This is a genomic window from Microvirga sp. BSC39, assembly GCF_000739015.1.
In the GTDB taxonomy this organism is placed as follows: domain Bacteria; phylum Pseudomonadota; class Alphaproteobacteria; order Rhizobiales; family Beijerinckiaceae; genus Microvirga.
Genome location: NZ_JPUG01000079.1, coordinates 64303 through 79949 on the forward strand (window position 1 = coordinate 64303; position 15647 = coordinate 79949).

General features: G+C 64.5%; 15 protein-coding genes. 1 reads left to right on the forward strand and 14 read right to left on the reverse strand.

Features of this window, described 5'->3' with window-relative positions:
- Positions 1 to 76: 76 nt before the first annotated feature.
- The 5 genes from MA07_RS26515 to MA07_RS26535 form a co-directional block, all read right to left on the reverse strand.
- Complete coding sequence (locus tag MA07_RS26515) at positions 77 to 1090, reverse strand: DUF2336 domain-containing protein (protein WP_036359501.1); 1014 nt, start codon at positions 1088 to 1090, stop codon at positions 77 to 79.
- Positions 1091 to 1590: 500 nt separating this feature from the next.
- The gene (locus MA07_RS26520; protein WP_036359504.1) at positions 1591 to 2088 is read right to left on the reverse strand and encodes a GNAT family N-acetyltransferase; all 498 of its coding nucleotides are present in this window, start codon (positions 2086 to 2088) and stop codon (positions 1591 to 1593) included.
- 5 nt (positions 2089 to 2093) lie between these two features.
- A complete protein-coding gene (locus MA07_RS26525) occupies positions 2094 to 2657 on the reverse strand; it encodes an integral membrane protein (RefSeq protein ID WP_036359507.1) in 564 nt (187 codons plus the stop codon).
- Positions 2654 to 3304 carry a DUF1214 domain-containing protein gene (locus MA07_RS26530; protein ID WP_160195503.1) on the reverse strand — a complete coding sequence of 217 codons (651 nt, stop codon included), beginning with the start codon at positions 3302 to 3304 and terminating at the stop codon, positions 2654 to 2656. The genes MA07_RS26525 and MA07_RS26530 overlap by 4 nt, the downstream gene beginning before the upstream one ends.
- A 20-nt stretch (positions 3305 to 3324) precedes the next feature.
- The gene (locus tag MA07_RS26535) at positions 3325 to 5535 is read right to left on the reverse strand and encodes a PBP1A family penicillin-binding protein (RefSeq protein WP_036359513.1); all 2211 of its coding nucleotides are present in this window, start codon (positions 5533 to 5535) and stop codon (positions 3325 to 3327) included.
- Positions 5536 to 5753: 218 nt separating this feature from the next.
- Between MA07_RS26535 and MA07_RS26540 the strand changes: the two genes are divergently transcribed.
- Complete coding sequence (locus MA07_RS26540) at positions 5754 to 6248, forward strand: YcgN family cysteine cluster protein (protein ID WP_036359516.1); 495 nt, start codon at positions 5754 to 5756, stop codon at positions 6246 to 6248.
- 15 nt (positions 6249 to 6263) lie between these two features.
- On the opposite strand, the gene MA07_RS26545 is transcribed toward MA07_RS26540, so the two are convergent.
- The 9 genes from MA07_RS26545 to MA07_RS26585 form a co-directional block, all read right to left on the reverse strand.
- Positions 6264 to 7655 (reverse strand): hypothetical protein, encoded by a 1392-nt coding sequence (locus MA07_RS26545; RefSeq protein ID WP_036359519.1) that lies wholly within the window; start codon positions 7653 to 7655, stop codon positions 6264 to 6266.
- 4 nt (positions 7656 to 7659) lie between these two features.
- Positions 7660 to 8643, reverse strand: a complete 984-nt coding sequence (locus MA07_RS26550) for a DUF6384 family protein (protein ID WP_244445358.1) — start codon at positions 8641 to 8643, stop codon at positions 7660 to 7662.
- On the reverse strand, positions 8636 to 9814 hold the full coding sequence (locus MA07_RS26555; protein WP_036359522.1) for a hypothetical protein: 1179 nt from the start codon (positions 9812 to 9814) through the stop codon (positions 8636 to 8638). The genes MA07_RS26550 and MA07_RS26555 overlap by 8 nt, the downstream gene beginning before the upstream one ends.
- A 176-nt stretch (positions 9815 to 9990) precedes the next feature.
- Positions 9991 to 11040: an AI-2E family transporter gene (locus MA07_RS26560; RefSeq protein ID WP_160195504.1), complete on the reverse strand. Its 1050-nt coding sequence runs from the start codon at positions 11038 to 11040 to the stop codon at positions 9991 to 9993.
- Between the two features lie 424 nt (positions 11041 to 11464).
- Positions 11465 to 11779: a glycine zipper domain-containing protein gene (locus tag MA07_RS26565; RefSeq protein ID WP_036359525.1), complete on the reverse strand. Its 315-nt coding sequence runs from the start codon at positions 11777 to 11779 to the stop codon at positions 11465 to 11467.
- An 87-nt stretch (positions 11780 to 11866) separates the two neighbouring features.
- Positions 11867 to 12448, reverse strand: coding sequence for a DUF2939 domain-containing protein (locus MA07_RS26570; RefSeq protein WP_036359653.1), 582 nt, complete (start codon positions 12446 to 12448; stop codon positions 11867 to 11869).
- A 139-nt stretch (positions 12449 to 12587) separates the two neighbouring features.
- Positions 12588 to 13676 carry a TRAP transporter substrate-binding protein gene (locus tag MA07_RS26575; protein WP_036359528.1) on the reverse strand — a complete coding sequence of 363 codons (1089 nt, stop codon included), beginning with the start codon at positions 13674 to 13676 and terminating at the stop codon, positions 12588 to 12590.
- A 137-nt stretch (positions 13677 to 13813) separates the two neighbouring features.
- Positions 13814 to 15322 (reverse strand): HWE histidine kinase domain-containing protein, encoded by a 1509-nt coding sequence (locus MA07_RS26580; protein ID WP_052003577.1) that lies wholly within the window; start codon positions 15320 to 15322, stop codon positions 13814 to 13816.
- Between the two features lie 99 nt (positions 15323 to 15421).
- Positions 15422 to 15616: a hypothetical protein gene (locus MA07_RS26585; RefSeq protein ID WP_036359531.1), complete on the reverse strand. Its 195-nt coding sequence runs from the start codon at positions 15614 to 15616 to the stop codon at positions 15422 to 15424.
- Positions 15617 to 15647 lie beyond the last annotated feature (31 nt).

Sequence of the window (15647 nt, forward strand, 5' to 3'; positions counted from 1 at the left end):
GAGAATCCTAACAGAAATCCAGACGGGCAGGCATCCTCCTCGGAACGGTGGCCGCTCACCCTCAGGCGATTTACGTCTAACGCTCCCGCGACAGCGCCCTGACGCCCAGGATCGCCTCGACGAGCGCAAGGGCGACCGGGCCGGGAACGTCCTGCACTTCGCGCACCAGTTCCTTGATCGCCGAGAGCGGATAGGACAGGGCAGGGTGGAGGCAGAGGAAGATCCGCGTCGCATCCCTCCTGTTCATGCCGAGAGCTTTCAGCGCGAGCGCGAGCAGACGATGGCGTCCGAGTTCGAGCACCCGCCACTCCACCGACGAGGACAGCTCGAAGAAGGTGGAGAGAAGGGTCTCCAGCCGCTCCACATCGCCCCGGCGGCTGACAGCCAGGAGTTCTGCGACATCCTCCTCGGCGAGAGCGCAGGACAGCGTCATGCGCCGCCGGGCCAGCAGGGCGGCGACGTGTTCGCGGATTCCAGCACGCCGCGTGGCATCGGCCGCGAGATACAGGGTTGCTGCGTCGCTCGGCGGAAGATCGTCTCGCCCGAGAACGATGCGGGCAAGAGCAGGCCGGCAGCGTGCGCGCTGCACCAGGAGCTTGAACGAGCCCGTGTCGGGTGCAACGGCGGGGTTGGCCGCAAGGGCCTCCGCCACAGTCTCCTCGCCGAGAAGCAGCAGCCTGCGGATTGTTGCGGGATCGAGATCAGGGCGGGCTGCGAGCCGCAGGCGCCCTGCAGGGGTTGCGAGCTGCCGGCGGTTTCCCGTCTCGGGCAGATGCGTAGCGTGCTGGAGCAGGAAGGATCGTGCCTCAGGCGAATGCTGAACGAGATAGTCGAGAACGGAAGCTGGCGCATCGGCACAGGGCGCAAGGATGCGGGCGAGCGCCAGGAGAGTGGCTGCGTCCCCGCGCGGCAGGGAACCGAGCATGAGCGCTTCGAAGGTTTCGATGCTCTCCCGGTCCCGTGCAGGCGCGGCGACAAACATCTCCGCGTTCACTTTCAGGAGAGCGGCGCGCATGTCCGGCGTTGCGTTCTCGGAGGAGCCGAAGCCCGACAGGTCCGACCACAGATCCGGGTTCGAAGAGGACGCCATAAACAACTCGCTTCAACGCAACTGCGCAGAGGCTAAGGGGGTGCATCTTAGCGCACCTTTAACGGGCGTCCGTTGCCCAGAATGTGAGCGATCAGAAGCGGAACATAAGCGCGGCCGTGACTGTTGTTTTCATGTCAGGCTGGGCCTTTTTCGACATGGTCCAGGCCGGTGGAAACCATCTGTTAACCATAGGTCTCTTTTTGTGGGTCAGTCGTCGAGGCAGCCAGTGGCACCATAGAAGAGGAGGGCAAGATGCAAGACGTCTGGACGAGGTCGCCAGGATTGGTGATCGCATTCCCGGATATTTCGGAGCGGCCGCCGCGTCCGCATCTGTCCGCGAACGAACCCAGGGGCGAGATCCTTCTCTTCACCGGTGTTCGCTACGAGAGACCGGCTCCCAATCCCGGCCCTTCCCACCCATTGGTCTCCAATGGCCGCGGCCGTCGCCGTTCCTGATCGATTGATTTTTTCATTGCCGAAGTGGCGCCGTTAGGCGTCGTTCAAAGGCTGGCCACGTCGCGCACCATCAGTGCTGCATCCGGTCCATAGCTTGCGAGCTTTGCTCCCAGGCCCGGAACCGCAACCTCGCGAAAGCCTGCCTTCTCCCAGAAGACTTGCGACTTGTTGACGGCGACCAGCGACAGATTGTCGAAACCCGCCTTGCGCGCATGGCCCACCAACAGGCTCGTGATCTGCGCCGCATAGCCCTTGCCCCGCGCCGCAGGCAGCAGGGCGACGTCGTGAATGTAGTAGGTTGTGGCCGGGGACGGGATCGCGCCGAGAAGCCGGTTCAGACATGGTGGCTCCGCGAAACGCCAGGGGTGGGTGAGCGCATAGCCGATGGCGCGTTCATCATCGACCAGCATGAAGCAGCCCTTCGGATAGAGGCGCTGCCGCTCGGCCAGAACCTCGGGATCCTCCGGGTGGCTGACATGGATCGCATCCGCCAGAGCCTGAACCTGGGTCAGATCCTGCGGGGTCATCGGCCGCCAGGCCATGCCGATCAGGCGTCCTGCTCGGCCGTGCAGGAAACCGCCTTCGCCATCTCTTCCGCCTGGGGTCGCAGGCTGGGGGCAGGGGCGATGACGCGCACGATGACGAAGCCCTGCACCTCGGGAGCAACGATCCGCACGTCGCGGGAGGGGGCGTTCTCGTCCTCGGCGGCCCGAGCCTCGTCGAGCTGGCGCCCGGTCATGGCGACGATATCGAGTTCGCCGCGCACGGCGGCACGGTCCGTCACCGCGAAGAACACGCCGCCCGTCTCCTTGTGGAAGGAGAAGGATAGCAGGAGCGAGCCCGTTCGGGTGGCGACCCGCATCGGCCCATTGCGCAGGTCGAACGCGCAGGTGGCGACCGCCGCAGCGGGATCGGGATTGGGCAGCCATGTGTTCTCGCCGCCGGGAGCGCTGATGATCTGAGCCTTGTCGGCGGTCAGGGTCGCCTGGACCTTGGAGAACGCATCCTGATCGGCCAGATAGGGACTGCCCAGGATGGCTGCGATGTGGATCCCTACCGCGATGACGAGGCCGCAGAGGGTGGCGATGATGAACCGGCCGAACCCTCTCATGCGCCGCACTCCAGCCGCTGGATGACGGGCATGTCACTCTCTTCGAGATTGGCCCCCGCCGCGCCTGGAGGGTCGTAGAGGCGCAGCACCACCGTGAAGGTGCCTCCCGCGGGAAGCTGGAGCCAGTTGCCCGGCTGCACGCTCCGAGACAGGGCGATGGAGAAACGGTCCTGCGCGTCGCGAAGCACTTCGGCTGAAGTGAAACTCCCGCGCCTGAGTTCAGTGCTCGGCAAACGGCCGGCTTGGTCATACAGGGTCAGGGTCCAGACACGGGCGATGGGCGCAACCGGGCCGATGCTGTAGGAGCAGGCCGAGTCGAGAGGTCTGCCGTCGTTGTCCACGCTTGCCGTGAAGCCCATACCTTCGCCTGTGGCGAGGGGAACGTCGCCCCGGCGCGCGATGATGGCGCGCATGTAGGGATCGGCCGCAGGAGCGCCTAACTGGGGCCAAGCCTGCCACGGACCGAGCCGGAGGCTGCCGAACGGGGGATTGCCGTTGATGGCCCAATAGGCCGAGCCCAGGCCGAGCCCCAGCGCCAGGAGAAGCGTGTAGACGACCAGGATGGCCGTGGGAACTCGGCGGATGGACACGGACAGGGATGGCCTCGATGGCGCGCGCATCGAACCGGCCGCAGGGGCGTTCGTCAAGAGAGTCTCACTCTGCATGGTCAGGGCATGGCGACTTGGCGGGGGGTATTCACAGCCGCCGAGCTGCGCGGCGCTTCGGGAGCCTTGCCCGTCGTGACAGAGCGGTCGACCGACTGGAACAGGGTGCCGATCCCGCCGAGGACCTCATAGGACTTGCGGGACAGGGTGCCGGCCAGGAAAGCCTGCGCGGGCGACTGGGCCTGATCCGCCGACGGACGGTTCGAGGAGGCGACGCGATTGGCATTGGCCGGGCTTGCGCCGGGGATTGGGCGGATTTCCAGGTTCTGGTGCGCGACATCCATCACGTCGTGCCAGGTCATGGCGGGAAGCGTGCCGCCGGTCATGTCGTTCATCGGCGTGGAATCGTCATTGCCATACCAGACGCTGGCCACGAGGTTGCCCGTGTAGCCCACGAACCAGGCGTCCTTGTAGCCGTTCGTGGTGCCGGTCTTGCCGGCGACCGGAATTCCCTCGAGGATGGCCCGCTTGCCGGTGCCTTCCTCGACCACCTTGTTCAACATGAAGTTCATGTCCTGCACCACGCGGGTGTCGAGCACCTGCTTGGGCGGGGTGTCGCGGTCATGGCGGAAGATGACCTCACCGGACGAGTTGCGCACCTCCCAGGCGGCATAAGGGTCGGCGCGCTTGCCGCCATTGGCGAAGACCGCATAGGCGGCGGCCATGTCGATGACCGTCACCTCGGCGGCGCCGATGGGCAGGGAGCTCGAATCCGTGAGCGGATGGGTGAGGCCCATGCGCTTGGCCGTATCGACGATCACGGCGCGGCCGGCCTTGGCATTCCCCTTGCCGATCTCAAGCGACATGCGCACCGGAATCGAATTGATCGAGCGGGCCAGGGCCGACGTCAGGGACATAGAGCCGGAGAACGACCGGTTGTAGTTCTGGGGGCACCAGTTGCCCAGACAGATCGGCTGGTCGACCACGTTCGAGGTCGGCCGCAGCTTCGGATTGGTGGTCATGGCCGCCGCATAGACGAACGGCTTGAAGGACGAGCCCGGTTGGCGCAGGCCGCCTGTGGCGCGGTTGAACTGGCTCTGGCCGTAATCGCGCCCGCCGACGATAGCCCTGACGGCCCCGTCGACATCCATCACCACGAGAGCGCCCTGACCCGCCTTGTACTGGCGCCCGTGCTGCCGAAGCATGTTCTCGAGGGTCTGCTCCGCGTGGCGCTGCAGGTTCGTGTCGAGCGGGGTCTTCACGATCAGCACACGCTCATTGCCGAACTTCTTCTGCGAGGCCTGGAGCTTCACCTGCTCGAAAGCCCAATCGAGATAGAAATCCGGCGTTGTTTCGCGCTCTCGGCTGACCGGAGTGGCAGGATTGCGCCGGGCGATCTGGATCTGGCCCTCGGTGAGGAAGCCGGCTTCGACCATGTTGCGCAGCACCTCGTTCGCCCGGGCGCGGGCGGCCGGCAGGTTGATGTGCGGGGCGTACTTGCTCGGCGCCTTGAACAGGCCGGCCAGCATGGCGGATTCCGCCAGGGTCAGGTCTTTGGCCGGCTTGCCGAAATAATAATCGGCCGCTGCCACGGCACCATGAGCGCCGCCGCCCATATAGGCGCGGTCGAGGTAGAGCTTGAGGATCTCGTCCTTGGTCAGGTGAAACTCGAGCCAGAGCGCCAGAAACGCTTCCTTGATCTTGCGCTCGAGGGAGCGTTCGTTGGTCAAGAAGAGGTTCTTCGCCAACTGCTGGGTGATGGAGGAGCCACCCTGCACCACGCCGCCGCCCTGGGCATTGACCAAGAGGGCGCGGAAGGTGCCGATGGGATCGATGCCCCAGTGATCGTAGAAGCGCCGGTCCTCGGTCGCCAGCGCCGCCTTGATCAGGTGATCCGGGAAATCCTCAAGCTTGTAGGAATCGTCGAGGTGCAGGCCGCGGCGTCCCACCTCCTGGCCGTAACGGTCGAGGAAGGTGATGGCGAGATCCTGGGTCTTGAGCCAGTCGCTCTCGGTTTCCCGGAAGGCCGGAAGGGCGAGCGCCAGCATGACCACGGCGCCGCCCGCCCCGAGCGTGGTCGCCTCGCTCGTCAGGTCGAGGATAACGCGGGGAGCGCCGCGAAACCGCAGGCCCTTCATCTTTTCCGAGTACCATTCCCATGCATCCCCCAGGCCGCTGCGGCCCTGGAACAGGGCCGAGTTGAGCCAGGCATCGAACGCGAGCGCGGCACGCTTGATCCGTGTCGTGAAAGGGAGGGGAGGCTGCTGGCTCACGGCGGTCCTTCGGGGAGGGTCAGACGGGCTGACCGCACTCATATTATGATCGTTCGGTATCCTAGCGGCAACGCTGAAGCGCGGCGAGGCTGATATATATAACTCCGAACCTTGTTTGTAGGTTCACGGAGATTTACCTCTTAGAGGGTAAAAGGCTGCCGGACGTGCGGTTTAGCACTTTCCTTCAAACCGCCTCAAAGAGACGTCAAAGCGCCCACATGCCAAATGCCGCACCCCTGATCCGCTCCCAGCCGGAGGAGCAACCCTTCTGGCGCGTGAAATCCTTGGAGGCCATGAGCCTCGAGGAGTGGGAGAGCCTGTGCGACGGCTGCGGCCGCTGCTGCCTCGTCAAGCTGGAGGACGAGGACACGGCCGAGGTCATGTACACCAATGTGGGCTGTACTCTCCTGGACGACCAGACCTGCCGCTGCCGCGACTACCCGAACCGTCAGGCCAAGGTGGCCGATTGCGTGCGCCTGACGCCGCAGGCGGTCCGAAGCCTCTCCTGGCTGCCGCAGACCTGCGCCTACCGTCTGCTGGCGGAGGGCCAAGACCTCTATTGGTGGCATCCGCTCGTCTCCGGCGACCCGGAGACCGTGCATGCGGCGGGCATCTCCGTCCGCGACCGGGTGGCGGGCCCGGAGGAGAACTTCAGCATCGCCGAACTCCTGGAGCGCATCACCGACTGGCCGATGGAGCATCCCGAGGATTAAGGGTGGGCTCCCTCGTCAGAAGGATCCGCCGGTCCTGAAGCCGCCTCCACCGAAGGACCCGCCCGTTCCGAAGCCGCCCGGCTGAGGGAAGGGAATGCCGCCGCCGAAGCCGGAATCCCAGGGGCTGGGCCCGTGATGGAAGCCGCCGCGCAGCACCTGGCCGAGGATCGCTCCGCCGATTGCCCCGGTGAGAACGCCACCGAGCACGTTGCCAAGGGCCGCCTCGTTGCCAAAGGTGCCGTAGGGGGTGTCGTAGCCCTGGCTGCGCAACTCCTCCCATTCCTGTTCGATCGTGGCCCGGCGCTGGGCCGTCTCCTTGAGCTGGCGGTGGGCGTCCACCGCCTGGCGCAGCGCCCGGTTGATCATGACGTCGGTGGCCTGGATGCGGCGCACGATCGCCTCGTCCTGGGGGGTGGGCGTGCGCAGGGCTTCCTCATAGAGCTGGTTGAGGTCCTCGCGCTCGTCGGCGGCGGCAAGCAGTGCGACGGCCTCCCGATAAGGTGCGTCACCTTCCAGCACCGAGGCATCGTGGGTTCGGTCCAGCTTGGTGAGGGCTGACCGGGCCTCCGTGAGCCTCCGGTCGGACTCTTCGACGGTCTCTCTGCCTTGGGCGGCCTTTTCCTCCAGCGGCGGAATGCCGGCAGCGACGAGCGCCTGGCGCTCCAGGGCAGTCAGCCGGCTCCGGACGGTTCTGAGATCATCGATGATGCGGCGCGCGTGCTCCCGCAGCCGTTCCGGGATCTCGTTGAGCAGGGCGTAGTTGGCCCGTGCCTTGTCGTAGCCGACGACGCGCGCCACGATCCTGTCCATGTACCGGGTGAAGGGCCCAGCCCGGTAGGCGGCCGTGCCGAATTTGCGCTTCCACAGATACATGAACAGCGGATCGGCCTCGTAGGGGCGGCGCTTCTCGTCCCGGTCGGTCTCTGCCTGCACGGCCTTCTTCTCGGCCTGCTGCGCCTGTCCGGTGATCTCGGCCACCCTGGCACGGGCGGTGATCCATTCAGGGTCAGTGCTGACCCTGGCCTCCACGTCCCGGCGCAGGGCTTCGACCTGGGCCAGGGCCTGTTCCAGGGCATCCACGGCGGCCTGCCGCTGGGCCTCGGCTTGCCTGACCCGCTCCTCGGCCTGGCGCCGCCGCTCGTTCAGCTGGCGCAGGGCTTCCTGGCGGCTGTTGAGCACGCTCAGCGCCTGCCGTTCGGCGGCATCCAGTTGGCCGACGACCTGATCCTGCCGGATCGCGTCGAGCTTCAGCCGCGCCAGTTCGCGGAAGGCTTCCGTGCGCTGGATCCGAAGGCGTCCGACCTCTTCGGTGGCCCGGGTATAGGCAAGCTCGCACTTGGCCTCCTGCTGACGGGCCTTCTCGATGGTCTGCTCGATCTGCGCGAGTGCCTGACGTCCCGAAATCATCGCCCTACCATTGTGTGATCGCACCATTGAGAACCGGCATCTGATAGTCCACGTCGAGCTGTCCCCTGCGCTTCTCGCCCAGACGGTTTCGCTGAACGATGCCGTCGTCGCTCTTGTCCCGCTGCACCTGCATGGCCGTGGCCTCGCTCACGCGCACGCCCCACTTGGAAGTGGTCACGGTGCGGCCGTCCTCTTCGCTCGTGACCGGCAGGCTGAGGATCCGTCCGTCCGGGGCAACCGGCTCAACGATCAGATAGTAGTTCCGGCCGGCCGGATTGCGCTCCGGCACCCGCCACACGCCGGAGGGCTCCCCGGGACGGGAGACGATGCGCAGCACGTATTCTCGCCGCAGCTCCGCACGCAGGACCTCCAGGTCATTGAGGGCCTGCCGGGCACCGTCGGCGTCACCGCGAGCGACGGCGGCTTGCCCGTCCGCGAGCAGGCGGTCGGCCCTTTCCTTCGCGGCCGGCAGCTGGGTCTCCCGCAGCACGTCTTCATGACCCTGCGTGAGGGCAACCGGCAGCCGTTCGGCCAGTTCAATCCGGTTCCTCTCGGCCTGCGCCTGCTCCTGCGCGACCCGCTGGCGCGCAGGCTCGACTACGCCGAACTGGTAGGCACCCCAACCGAAGGCCAGCAGGGCCAAAAGCGTCAACAGGCGCCGTCCGATCCGCCCCCGGTTCACCCAGGCCCGCGCCACGCTGCGGGAGAAGCTGGGACCGGGCGGCGTGTAGACGAAGCGCTGTTCTTTCAGGGCCTGCACGCCCTCCTGCAGGATCCGGTCGGGGACCTCGATCCCCTGACCCCGGTAGATCTCGCGCAGGCGCTGCAGCAGCTGGGCATCGCGATCCCCCTCGCCGAGCTCGCGGCTGACGAGGTTCTCCTGGTGGCGGAGCGTGTCCACCACGTCCATCGCGAGCATCACCTCGTCGAGGTTCCGGGGCGTGCCGGCAGGCGGGCTCGCGGCCGGTGTGGCGACCATCTCAGCCATTGGCCGGCAGCGCCTGTCCTTCCGCCACGAGGCGCGCGATGCGCCGCTTGCCGTCCTCGACCGCATCACGGATCTCGGCCGAGTTCTGCGTCGAGAGCCGGCGCATCTCGCCGATGATCTCCTGAGAACGCTCTTGGAACGTAATCACGGAGTCCACGAGCTTCTTCACCGCGTCGGCCCGGATCGTCGGACCATAGCCTGCCTTCACTGCGGCCTCGCCCACCTGATCGCCGATCTCGGCCAGCACCTCCAGGCTGCGGGAGACGCCTTCCTTCATCTCGTTCAAGGTCTGGGTCGACTCGTTCAGGCCGAACATGCCGGTAAACGAAGCCTTGAGCGCCGTGAACACCGAGTCGTTGGTGGAGAAGAACGAGACCGCCTGGGCATAAACGCGCTCCTTGGCATTCGTCATCTGCATCAGGCGCGCCATGATCACCTCGGAGGTGTTGTAGCCGATCGTCAGGTTGTCGGAGAGGTCCTTGGCGATCTGATAGCGCTTCTCCTCGTCCTGGGTGCGCCGGAGCTGTTCGTCGCGGGTGAGCTCGAGGCGGGCGCGTTCGGCCACTTCCGTGCCCTTGAAGTTGACGACCGTATCGGAGGCCCGCTGCAGATCCGCCTTGGCGGCTTCAAGCTTCTGCTCGGCGGTCCGCAGGACCTCGAGAGCCATCACCTCGGCATGCTTGAGAGCACCGCGGAAATCGCGATAGGCGTCGAGGATGATCTGCTCGCGCTCGATCTGATCCTTGGTCGACCGGGTCACATCGAGATAGACTTCCTTGATCCTGTCGAAACGGTCGGCGACATCGCCCCGGGACACCTTCATCCAGACGTTATTGATGCGCTCGAAGAAATCGATCTTCTGGTCGTCCAGCTGGTCGACCATCTTCTTCGTATCGTCACGGATGGAGTTGAAGGATTCCGTGATCTCGCGGTAGCGCTCGCCGATCTCCATGGCCTGCGTCTGCTCGCGCACCACCTCGTTGAACACGCTGGTCTGGCCCAGGGTGCGGGCAATGACCACGATCCTGTCCTGATCCAGGTCCGAGATCTTCTCCAAGAGCCCGTTGATCGGCGCATCCATGGCCTGGGGCGGGATGATCCCGAGCTCCCGCAGGGCGGATGTCGCCTTGTCGAGATACTGCAGGGGCGTTTTGACGACGATATCGGACATAGGATCTCCTCCGAACCAGAGCGCGGCCTCTCAGCCGCTCTGAAGATTGTCAGCGCAGCGCATGATCGGGCGGGCATGAAAGTACAGCGGTCTAATGTGCAATCGGATCGAGGGTTCCAGGACGGGCTGTCCGCAGGGCCGCGGCTTCTCCTTGCGATGGAGTGTCGATCGCGTTCCTACGAACTTGCTCCCTGGGATCGATTGCTTTCATTCTCGCCTGGAACGTCCGTATGTTCGCCCAGGGTCTCCCGGACGTAGAGCTTCTTCACCAGAACGTAAGTCACCACGGCGAGGGGAAAGCCGAAGATCAGGCCGAGCGTGCCGAACAGCACGCTGCCGATCAGGATCGCAAAGAGCGCCAGGGCCGGCGGGATGCTGATCATGCTTCTGGCCACTAGGGGAAAGATCACGTTGCCCTCGATCTGCTGGATGGCCAGCATCGCGAGAACGGTCCAGAGTGCGGCCTCTCCGCTGACGCTGAAAGCAATCAGAACAGCCGGAAGTGCACCGAGAATGGGCCCGAGGAAGGGGATGAAATCCGCAAGACCCGCGATGAGCCCGAGGGCCAGGGCCGAGGGCAGACCGATGAGCCAATAGGCAATGGTGGATAGCACCGCGACGCATGCCATGGCGATCAGCTGAGACGTCAGCCACAGGCGCAGAGCCTGTCCGGAAGCCTGCAGCGAGTCCTCGACCCGTTCATGATGGCGGATGGGGAACAGCTTGACGAAGCCTTGTCCGTAAACGCGGGGAGCCGCCGCGATATAGATGCCGGCAATCACCACGAGGATGAAGTCCGCCAACCCGTCGAGAATGGCGCCGCCGACACCCGCAATGCGCGCTGCCATGCTGCCATTGGGGGCATTGTTCATGATCTCGGCAAGGTCGTCGCTGACCGCGCCGAGACCGAGATTCTTGGCGAAGTTGTCGACGGCAAAGGGCAGTCGCTCCACCACGTTGGAGAATTGAGCCCGAACCTGCGTTCCGAACAGGGCCATCATGGCCAACAGGCCCACGAAGATAAGAAGGGTCGCGACCGTCAGGCTCCACCGATCCGGCACCCGCAGGTAGCGCTCCAGTGCCTCGGCGGCGGCATGCAGCAGGAGGGCGACCAGGATGGCGCCGAAGGCCAGCAGAAGAACGTCCGACAGCTTCCAGAGGAGGAGGGCGAAGAGCCCGATGCCGAGTCCGATGAGGAGCTTACGGATGAACTCCGCATCTCTCATGATCCCCAGTCGGGAACGGTCTCGGTCATCCATCGTTTACGCCCTCTCCACATGCGCATTGACAATGGAAACGGCGAAGCTCGGTTCCGAGGCGCTAAATGAGCGTATTCATAAAGCAATTATGGACTAGCTCGCCGTAACTTGACCGTATAGAGCGAAATGTATTCCCAACATTGTGGAACGTTATGGGAAATTCATGGTTGTTCTGACATGGAGGGAAGTCAAATGACATCAAATGTCATCTGTTTTATTCTCGGTACGGTATTTCCGCTTGCTACGGTAGGCTGGCTTTTCGTCCACTGAATGAAAAGCAGCTCATCACTTCCAGCTGAAGTGTTCTGTGCATTCAATTCTGATCGATGCTCATGCAAAACCCGCCTGAACTCATCAGGCGGGTTTTGCATGCCTCGACTGTTGATTTTTCCTAGCGAATGACTTCCGTGCAGGACTGATTGCCCCGAATGTCCACGCTGCAGGTCTTCTGGCGGATGGAGCCGGTGGTTGCAGGATCCGAAACGGTCACCACGCCCGACACTGATTGGGCCTTGGCATTCTGCTCGGCAACGCCGCCCGCAATGCCGCCGACACCTGCGCCGCTCACTGCGCCCACGGGGCCGCCCACGATCGCACCGGTTAGCGCGCCGGTCGCAACGCCCGTTGCCGTGCCCTCTTGGGCAACGGCAAGATGAGGCGCCATAAAGAGAGCGGATGCAGAAAGCGCGATAGCAAGTTTACGCATAACTCAATCCTTCATCAGAATACTTCTGATGAAGAACGTTAAGCTTGCCATCAATGTTCCTTCTATAGACAGGGTAGTCTAACGCATCTACTTCGAAGCGATGGCGGCGCGCTTGGTCAACTCTTTCTGGAGCGACGAGGGCAGGTCGATTCCTGTCAGGCGCCAGGTGGTGCCGCTCAGGCGCAAGGTGACCCTGAATTGCCGATCTCGGGGCTCGTCCGGAGTAAGCGGGATCGTGATCGCCCGGAAGCCCTGCGATTCCGACAGGATGAAGCTCCGCCAGGCTTGCTGCAGGGAGCCGGGATCGAAGCGGATCGCCGGCCCGGCCGTAGCCTCCTGCTGGATCTGCTGCAGCTGCCCGTCCTCGAGAAGATCGATCAAGGCCTGAGGCGTGAGGAGGCCCTCCAGAACCGGATTGAGCGCGGCAGCTCCGGCTTGTGCGGCCAGTTGCCGGTCACGTTCGCTGATGTCCTGGGTCTTCAGGTACTCCCCGAGGATCTGGCGGGCGAGCGAGACGCGCAGGGCATTGAAATTGACCCGCTCGGCGATGCGCGTGACGTCCCTGGCTTGAACAGCCTTGGACAAGTCATAGAGCGCGACGAAAGGCGAGACCATGAAGATGGCCCAGCCTAAGAGAAGCAGGAAGCTGATGCGGAAGGTCCAGCGCATCGTCTCTTGGGGGTGAGAGGGTACAGGGTCATCCGTAAGGAGCGGCACGACCGGTGAGCCGCTTCAGGTAAGGATGCTTCAGGCAATAAAAAAGGGCGACCCTGCGATCGCCCTTTCTTGAGACTGGCTGGACTGAAGATCAGCCGCGGGCGCGAGCCCGGATCATGAAGGTGTCGAAGGCGTATTCGGCCACTTGGAACCAGAGGTATTCCTCGTTGCGGAAGCCGCGGACGCTCTCGTAGACCTTCTTGAAGTCGGCATTCTTGCCCGAGACCTCGTCGTAGACCTCGTTGGCGGCCTTGTAGGCGGCCTCGAGGATCTCCTGCGAGAACGGACGCAGCTGGGTGCCGGCGCCGAGCAGACGGCGCAAGGCCGCCGGGTTGCGGGCGTCGTACTTGGCCAGCATGTCGTTGTTGGCGTAGCTCGAAGCCGTGGTCAGGATGGCCTGATACGCCTTCGGCAATTCACGCCATTTTGCCTGGTTCACGAACAGGTGGATCGACGGGCCGCCTTCCCAGAAGCCAGGATAGTAGTAGTACGGCGCCACTTTCGAGAAGCCGAGCTTCTCGTCGTCGTAGGGGCCGACCCACTCGGCGGCGTCGATGGTGCCGCGCTCGAGCGACGGATAGATGTCGCCGCCCGGGATCTGCTGCGGCACGACGCCGAGCTTCGCCATCACCTGACCGGCAAGGCCGGCGATGCGCATCTTCAGGCCCTGCAGGTCCTGAACGGTCTTGATCTCCTTGCGGAACCAGCCGCCCATCTGCACGCCGGTGTTTCCTGCGGGCATGCCGTACAGGTTGTGCTTGGCGTAGAACTCGTTCAGCAGGTCGTTGCCGCCGCCGTGATAGAGCCACGCGTTCTGCTGGCGGGCGTTGAGGCCGAAGGGCAGGGCGGTGCCAATGGCGAAGGTCGGATCCTTGCCGAAGTAGTAGTAGGAGCAGGTGTGACCCAGCTCGACGGTGCCGCCGCCGACCGCATCGGCGATCTGGGGCGTGCCGACGATTTCACCGGCCGCGAAGGGCTGGATCTGGAACTTGCCGTCGGTCGCCTCGGAGACGAACTTCGCCATCACTTCGGCTGCGCCGTAGATCGTGTCGAGCGACTTCGGGAAGCCCGACTGCAGGCGCCACTTCACTTCCGGCATCGACTGCGCGATCGCCGGAGCAGCGACCGCTGTCGACGCGGCGCCGACCGCCGTGGCCTGCAAAAACTGACGACGTTTCATAAAACTAACTCCTCCCTCTGGGATCGTGACTTCGTCACTTGGGCCCTATTGACACTAAATCAGGTTCCCTCCGCAAGAACCCTGGAGCCGGTATCGACTAATGACCAATGCGGTTCTTGAAAACCTGCCGGGTCTGCCTAGGAAAGCGGCACGTCGATCGTGCAGACCACCCCTTCGGGCCGGTAGACCAGGCGAACCTCGCCGTTTGGCTCGCGCGCGAGACCGTCCTGGATCAGGCGCGAGCCGAACCCCTTGCGTGAGGGCGGGGAGACGGGCGGGCCGCCATGCTCCTCCCAGCGCATGGCGAGGCGCGGTCCGGATGCGGTCTCCTGGGGCGACCAGGACACCCGGACCTGGCCCTCGGAAGCCCCGAGGGCGCCATACTTGGCCGCATTGGTGCACAGCTCGTGCATGGCCATGGAAAGGCTCAGGGCCATGGAGGGGTTCACGCGAAGGTCCGGCCCCTCCAGCCGGATCCGGCAGCCATCTTCCGAGAGATCCCGGTAGGGAGCGAACGCCTGGGCGACGATCTCGACGAGGCCCGCGCCTTCCCAGTTCTCCCGGGTCAGGATGTCATGACCCCGCGCCAGGGCGAAGAGGCGCGCCTCAAACGTGGCGTAGAGCGCGGGCAGATCCCGCATGCCGTTGGCCCCTCGGACCTGAAAGCTCTGGGATGCCAGGGACTGGACGGTGACCAGGGTGTTCTTCACCCGGTGGTTCAGCTCGTTGAGCAGGAGCCGCAGGTGCTCTTCCGACCGCTTGTGATCGGTGATGTCGATCTGGATGCCGTCCCAGACGATGCTGCCGTTCTCCAGCCGCCGTGGTGTGGTGATGATGCGGTGCCAGCGGGTCTCGCCGGTCTTGGCATGCCGCATCTCGACCTCTTCCTGGCATTCTGTGAGGTCGCGAAGGCTCTCCAGCCGCCGGGCGAGCATGCGGTCCCGGTGCTGCGGCAGCACGAGGCTATAGAGAAGATCCGGGTTCTCCTGCGCTTCCTCCGCGGGGATGCCCGTGAGCGTCTCGCAGGTCTTCGAGACGTAGAGCACCTTGCGGGCATGGTAGGCCGGGGAGTGGCTCGTCTGATAGAACATGCAGGCCGGCGCGTTGTTGGCCAGCGCGCTCAGGCGCGCCTCGCTGGCGCGCAGCTCCTCCTCCGCCTGTCGACGCTCCGTCCAGTCGCGGAAGCTGACGCCGATGCCCCCGTTATAGGGGAAGACGTGGAACTCCAGGTGGCGCCCGGGGCGACCGACCGCCTCCGCCTCGAAGGACAGGGAGCGGCCGGAGAGGAAAACCTCCTCGTAGCGGCGGCGCAGATCGGTGCCCTCGGACTCGGGAAACATGTCCCAGATGACCTTGTGGAGCATCGCCTGGCGGGGAAGGCCGAAATAGGTTTCCGCGGCCCGGTTGATGTAGCCGAAACGCCAGTGCGCATCGAGGGAGTAGAAGGCGTCCCCAATGCCCTCCAGGACCACGGCGAGCTGGGCATTGACCTTCGCCTCGACGGTGTGGGCGAGGGCCTGCTGCAGGGCATCGTTCAACGCTCCCCGCGGAGAAGCGGAGATCGAAGCCACAAGGTCGCTTGTGAGCTGCTCCATATCAATGGATGCAGCCGGTGCCGGGTTGGACATGGTCATGATCTGAAACATAATCACGGTTTCACATCGTGAGCAATGTGCCCCCGGAAGCGTGCGGTCAAGTTTTAGGGCGCAGGGTGCGAATCCGCACGCCGGGACCGTCCAGGTCGATCAGGACTCGGTCTGAACGGAGTTCTTGTCGAACGAGGCGTTCTTCGGGATGCTGAAAGCCTCGGCAGCGCAGATCAGGGTGAACAGGGCGACGACGCCGATGATCTCGGCGAAGCTGACAAGCGTGGAAGACAGATCGCCCGCATAGGCAAACGCGCCCGAAACGAGCGCGACAACGACAGCCCAAAACATCATGGGCCCTCTCCCCGGCTAAGCTTATTGCGGC

Coding starts and splice junctions, on each gene's coding strand:
- MA07_RS26515 (WP_036359501.1), bottom strand. CDS start 1,090: ATGGCGTCCTCTTCGAACCCGGATCTGTGGTCGGACCTGTCGGGCTTC.
- MA07_RS26520 (WP_036359504.1), bottom strand. CDS start 2,088: ATGGCCTGGCGGCCGATGACCCCGCAGGATCTGACCCAGGTTCAGGCT.
- MA07_RS26525 (WP_036359507.1), bottom strand. CDS start 2,657: ATGAGAGGGTTCGGCCGGTTCATCATCGCCACCCTCTGCGGCCTCGTC.
- MA07_RS26540 (WP_036359516.1), top strand. CDS start 5,754: ATGCCAAATGCCGCACCCCTGATCCGCTCCCAGCCGGAGGAGCAACCC.
- MA07_RS26545 (WP_036359519.1), bottom strand. CDS start 7,655: ATGATTTCGGGACGTCAGGCACTCGCGCAGATCGAGCAGACCATCGAG.
- MA07_RS26550 (WP_244445358.1), bottom strand. CDS start 8,643: ATGGCTGAGATGGTCGCCACACCGGCCGCGAGCCCGCCTGCCGGCACG.
- MA07_RS26555 (WP_036359522.1), bottom strand. CDS start 9,814: ATGTCCGATATCGTCGTCAAAACGCCCCTGCAGTATCTCGACAAGGCG.
- MA07_RS26560 (WP_160195504.1), bottom strand. CDS start 11,040: ATGAGAGATGCGGAGTTCATCCGTAAGCTCCTCATCGGACTCGGCATC.
- MA07_RS26565 (WP_036359525.1), bottom strand. CDS start 11,779: ATGCGTAAACTTGCTATCGCGCTTTCTGCATCCGCTCTCTTTATGGCG.
- MA07_RS26570 (WP_036359653.1), bottom strand. CDS start 12,448: ATGCGCTGGACCTTCCGCATCAGCTTCCTGCTTCTCTTAGGCTGGGCC.
- MA07_RS26575 (WP_036359528.1), bottom strand. CDS start 13,676: ATGAAACGTCGTCAGTTTTTGCAGGCCACGGCGGTCGGCGCCGCGTCG.
- MA07_RS26580 (WP_052003577.1), bottom strand. CDS start 15,322: ATGTTTCAGATCATGACCATGTCCAACCCGGCACCGGCTGCATCCATT.
- MA07_RS26585 (WP_036359531.1), bottom strand. CDS start 15,616: ATGATGTTTTGGGCTGTCGTTGTCGCGCTCGTTTCGGGCGCGTTTGCC.